The organism is Mesorhizobium sp. M7A.F.Ca.CA.002.05.1.1 (assembly GCF_003998335.1).
Taxonomy (GTDB): Bacteria; Pseudomonadota; Alphaproteobacteria; order Rhizobiales; family Rhizobiaceae; genus Mesorhizobium.
This window is the reverse complement of the sequence record NZ_RZQI01000529.1, coordinates 1-4,244: the sequence shown is the minus strand read 5'-3', so window position 1 is coordinate 4,244 and position 4,244 is coordinate 1. Positions and strand designations below refer to the sequence as shown.

Annotated in this window: 4 protein-coding genes; 2 read left to right on the top strand and 2 right to left on the bottom strand. The window is 61.9% G+C overall.

Translation table 11 applies throughout. The features are described from left to right. Positions 1-967 (bottom strand): glycerophosphodiester phosphodiesterase family protein (locus EN939_RS23185; RefSeq protein WP_127269949.1); only part of this gene is annotated, 967 nt, incomplete at its 3' end. Between the two features lie 121 nt (positions 968-1,088). Continuing rightward, the gene (locus EN939_RS23180) at positions 1,089-2,345 is read right to left on the bottom strand and encodes an SAM-dependent methyltransferase (RefSeq protein WP_127269951.1); all 1,257 of its coding nucleotides are present in this window, start codon (positions 2,343-2,345) and stop codon (positions 1,089-1,091) included. 557 nt (positions 2,346-2,902) lie between these two features. Between EN939_RS23180 and EN939_RS23175 the strand changes: the two genes are divergently transcribed. Further along, complete coding sequence (locus tag EN939_RS23175) at positions 2,903-3,193, top strand: Dabb family protein (protein ID WP_023812050.1); 291 nt, start codon at positions 2,903-2,905, stop codon at positions 3,191-3,193. Between the two features lie 112 nt (positions 3,194-3,305). Next, entirely contained in the window at positions 3,306-4,196 is an 891-nt protein-coding gene (locus EN939_RS23170) for a VOC family protein (protein ID WP_127269947.1), read from the top strand. Positions 4,197-4,244 lie beyond the last annotated feature (48 nt).

Sequence of the window (4,244 nt, the reverse complement as noted above, 5' to 3'; positions counted from 1 at the left end):
CCTTGATGTCAGGCATGACGAGATCCAGCGCATCCGTGGAAATGCCGCCGGAATAGCCGTCCGGCAGTTGCTTGATCAGTTCGGGATCGTCGAGCCCTTGCGAAAAGTCGCCGCCGGAATAAGGGCCGAGCAGATAGACGCGGCTGTCGACTCGTTGCATGCGATCGAGAAACCGGTTCGGCCACCCCCACATCCATTTCGCGACGTTGACGGGGATGAGCAAGGTGCCTCTGCGGCAGGCATCCGGAACGTAGCCGCTCCAGCCAATCGCGGCATAGCGCAGGATGCATTGCGTCAGCGATGCGCGGCTTAGCGTATGCATGTCCGGCAGTGCTGCCTTGACGGCGGCGATCGGCTTATCGCCACCATAGACCGACAGATAACCGCGCTCGGCTGGAGACAGCGTGGCAAGCCAGGCGGCCAGCTTTTCGCCTTCGCCCGGATCGTTGCTCTTGACGTTGATGTTGAAGCGGCGGGCCGGGAAGTGCGCCAGAACCTCATCCAGCGATGGCATCATGCCGATACCCTTGCCGCGGAATGGAAAGGTCTTGCCGCCATCCGCCGTATAGCCATAGCCGACATCGAGGGTCTTCAACTCGGCCATGGAATGGCTGCGCGTTTCTCCCTTGCCTTCCGTGCGGCAATCCAGCGTCCAGTCATGGAAGACGGCGAACTTGCCGTCCGTCGTCGGGTGAACATCCAGTTCGAGCGCGTCAGCGCCCAGCGCGAAGGCGGCCTCCATCGAGGGAATTGTGTTTTCGAGGTAGCCATGGCGCGGCGGCAACATGCGACTGGCCGTGCAAGTCTGTCCTGTCATGCCTGCGCGCAAATAATCCTGGGCAAGGCCGCGATGGGCAAGCATCTCCGGCTTGCCGGCGGGGCGACTCGATAACAGCGAGGTGTTGTTGAGCCAGATGCCCACCGCAGCGACACCAATGACGCCGAAGAAGATCGTCCGTCTGCGCATCAGGTGATTTCCGATTCGTCCGTCCTGCGCGGCATTCTGCTTCGCGATCGGACTTTTTGACGGCGACGACGCGGCTATGTCGCGATCATGCTCGACATAGCCTGTTCAAGAGCGTGTCGGCTTACGCCTTGTAGACCACTTGGCGCACGTCGATGTAGCTGGCGCGGAATCCGGCCTCGCAATAGTGCAGGTAGAACTCCCAGAGCTTCTTGAACCGGTCGTCGAAGCCGAGCGGGACGATCTTTTCCCATGACGCCCAGAACCGGTGGCGCCACTCGGCAAGCGTGCGCGCGTAGTCGTCCGGAAACACGCGCTCGCGCAGATGGGCAAGGCCATGATCCTTGCCGAGCGCCTTCAGGATCGACGGCGTCGGCAGCATGCCGCCCGGGAAGACGTAGCGCTGGATGAAATCCGGCCTTGCGCGATAGGTGTCGTAGGCGGCTTCGTTGATGGTGATGATCTGCAGGCCGGCGGTGCCGCCAGGCCTTAGACAGGCCTTCATCTTGCCGAAAAACACCGGCCAGTATTTCTCGCCGACCGCCTCGAACATCTCGATCGAGGCGATGCGGTCATAGGTGCCGGTTTCGTCGCGATAATCCTGCAGCTTGATGTCGACCTTGTCGGCAAGACCAGCCCTGGCGATGCGAGCCGTGGCAAAATCGTGCTGCTCGCGGCTGATCGTCAGCCCGGTCACGCGGCAGCCGATCTCGCGCGCCGCGAATTCGGCGAAGCCACCCCAGCCGCAACCGATTTCCAGCACATGGTCCTTCGGACCGATCCCTGTATCCTTCGCCAGAGCGCGATATTTGGCGGCCTGGGCGCCTTCCAGGTCGTTGGCACCGGTCGTGTAGAGCGCCGAGGAATAGGTCATGCTCGGATCGAGCCATTCCTTGTAGAAGGCGTTGCCGAGGTCGTAATGCGCCGAGATATTGCGTTTCGAACCGGTGCGCGTGTTCTGGTTGAACCAGTGGCGGATGCGCTGGACGGTGTTGATCAGCCAACTGGTGCCGCCCGCGATACGCTCGCCAATGACCGAATTGACCACGAACAGCTCCAGGAAGCTGGTCACATCAGGGCTTTCCCAATCGCCGTCCATATAGGATTCGGCAACGCCGATCGTGCCGCCGGAAAAGGCGCGGCCGGGCAAGCGCCAATTCTTCAGCACCAGTTCGGCATCCGGGCCAGGTCCCTTGCCGCCGACGAGCACGGCGCGGCCGTCCGGCAGCCTCACCCTGAGCGAACCGCGAGGCAGGTTCATCGCCGCCGACAGCACCATGCGCGCTTTCGCCGGCAGACCTTTGACGATCTCCGCGAAGTTGAATTCATCGAGCCTGACCGCGTCGCTCAATGCTACGCCAACATGTTCCTTTTGCGCCATCTCATGCCCCTGGATTTCCGCGGTGCCGGCGCAAATTGCCGGACCACGGTTCTCTTGGATCATTCGCCAGCTTCGAACGCCGCCGCGACCGGTTCGTCGGCGAGCGGGCTCGAACGAAGTGCGCGCCCCCTACCAGAGCTTCAGCGCTTCCCGGTGAATCCGTGCGACAATCTTCCACGTCATGCGGGGAAACTTCAAGGGGCAGGCTGCAAGCGGGGCTGTGCCAAGCAGATTGCTCCCGCCGGCGGGCATCTGTGCCTGTGCACAGCCAAGGCGCAGCGCGTCAAAAAACGCCTATGACCGCAGAATTCCTTGTGCGATAGATTTAGCCATGCGTTATGTAATCGTCATTGCCGCCATCGCATTTTTTTTGATCTGGGATGGCATGTACAATCAGGGCCGCTATCTCGACACCGCTGTGAGAGAGCTTAGCCATGTTGTGCGATATGTTACCAGCAAAGCTTAACTCCAGTGGCAGCAGCCGCGACATCCTTGTCGATTGACGCCAACGTCCTGCCGTCACAAAAGACCCCGGCACTTTGATCGAGGAGGCGGGGTTGATCCGGCATATCGTTTTCTTCAGCGCGCGGCGAAAAGAGGATGTCGAGGCCGTGCGCACCGGCTTGCTGGCGCTCGGCGACATTCCTCATTCCAGCCTGTTCGAGGTCACGCTCAACACCAAGGTGGACCCGCTGTCCGATGAGGTCGACGTGGTCGTCTATGCGGAGTTCGCCGATGACGCCGCGCTGGCCGCCTACAAGGCGCACCCGCTCTACGCGCAGACCACCAGCAAGGTCAAACCAATGCGTGAACTGCGCTATTCCGCCGATGTCGTCGCGGGGAGCTGATCGAACCTTGCTCCAAGGGCGCCTTTCGACGGCCGGTGAATTGACGGGCGAACTGGCCGGTATTGCGATCAAGTCTTGAACGGCTTTGCGGAATGATGCACATCGCGCCTGCATGACCAAAACCGCAGCCGCAGGCACTCATCCGCTCGATCATCTGGTGCTGCCGACGCACAGCCTCGATGTGGCGCGAGGCCGGCTCACCGCGCTTGGCTTCGTCGTTGCCCCGGCCGGTATCCATCCGTTCGGAACGGAAAACTGCTGTGTTTTCCTGGCCGACGGCACCTATCTCGAACCTTTGGCGGTCGGCGACGAGCAGGTGGCGGCAAAGGCTATCGCAGACGGCAATGTCTTCGTCGCGCGTGATCGCGCCTATCGCGACAGCAACGGCGACGAGGGATTTTCCGCCATTGTTCTGGGCACGGGCAATGCCGATGCCGACCATGCACGCTATGTCGATGCCGGCATCTCGGCGGGAGACATGCTGGGTTTTTCGCGCGCCTTCACCGACCCGGCCGGCAAAAGCGACGTCGCGTCGTTCAAGCTCGCCTTTGCGGCCGGAGCCGAGGCCACGGACGCCTTCCTGTTTGCCTGCGAGCGGGTCAACGCGCCTGATGTTGATCGCACGGCTTTGCAGGCCCACGCCAACGGCGCGACCGGAATTGTCGAGATCTTGGCGGTCAGCGATGCGCCCGGAAAGCAGCATGGGCTGATTTCCGTGGCGGTGGATGATCCGGCCGCCGACGGGCAGGGCGGCATTTTTCCCTTGCCGAATGCGGATTTGAGCGTGCTTGACCGCGCGGCTTTCACCGCGCGCTTCGGCCTGCCGGCCGGCGCGCCGACAGATCTACGCTTCGCAGCGGTGGTCTTTTCGGTTCGGAACGCCGATGTGACATCAAGGCTGCTTGCAGCCAATTCCGTCCAACACGATATAGCGGGCAATGATATCGTCGTGCGGCGTGCACCCGGACAGGGCGCGGCCTTTATCTTCCGGGAGATCCCATGAGCAAGCCGCAAGCGTCCAATTCGATGGCGCCCAATTCGTCTGTAGCCG

Excerpts from the sequence above, each read along its gene's own strand:
- EN939_RS23180 (WP_127269951.1), bottom strand. The coding sequence starts at position 2,345 with ATGGCGCAAAAGGAACATGTTGGCGTAGCATTGAGCGACGCGGTCAGG.
- EN939_RS23170 (WP_127269947.1), top strand. The coding sequence starts at position 3,306 with ATGACCAAAACCGCAGCCGCAGGCACTCATCCGCTCGATCATCTGGTG.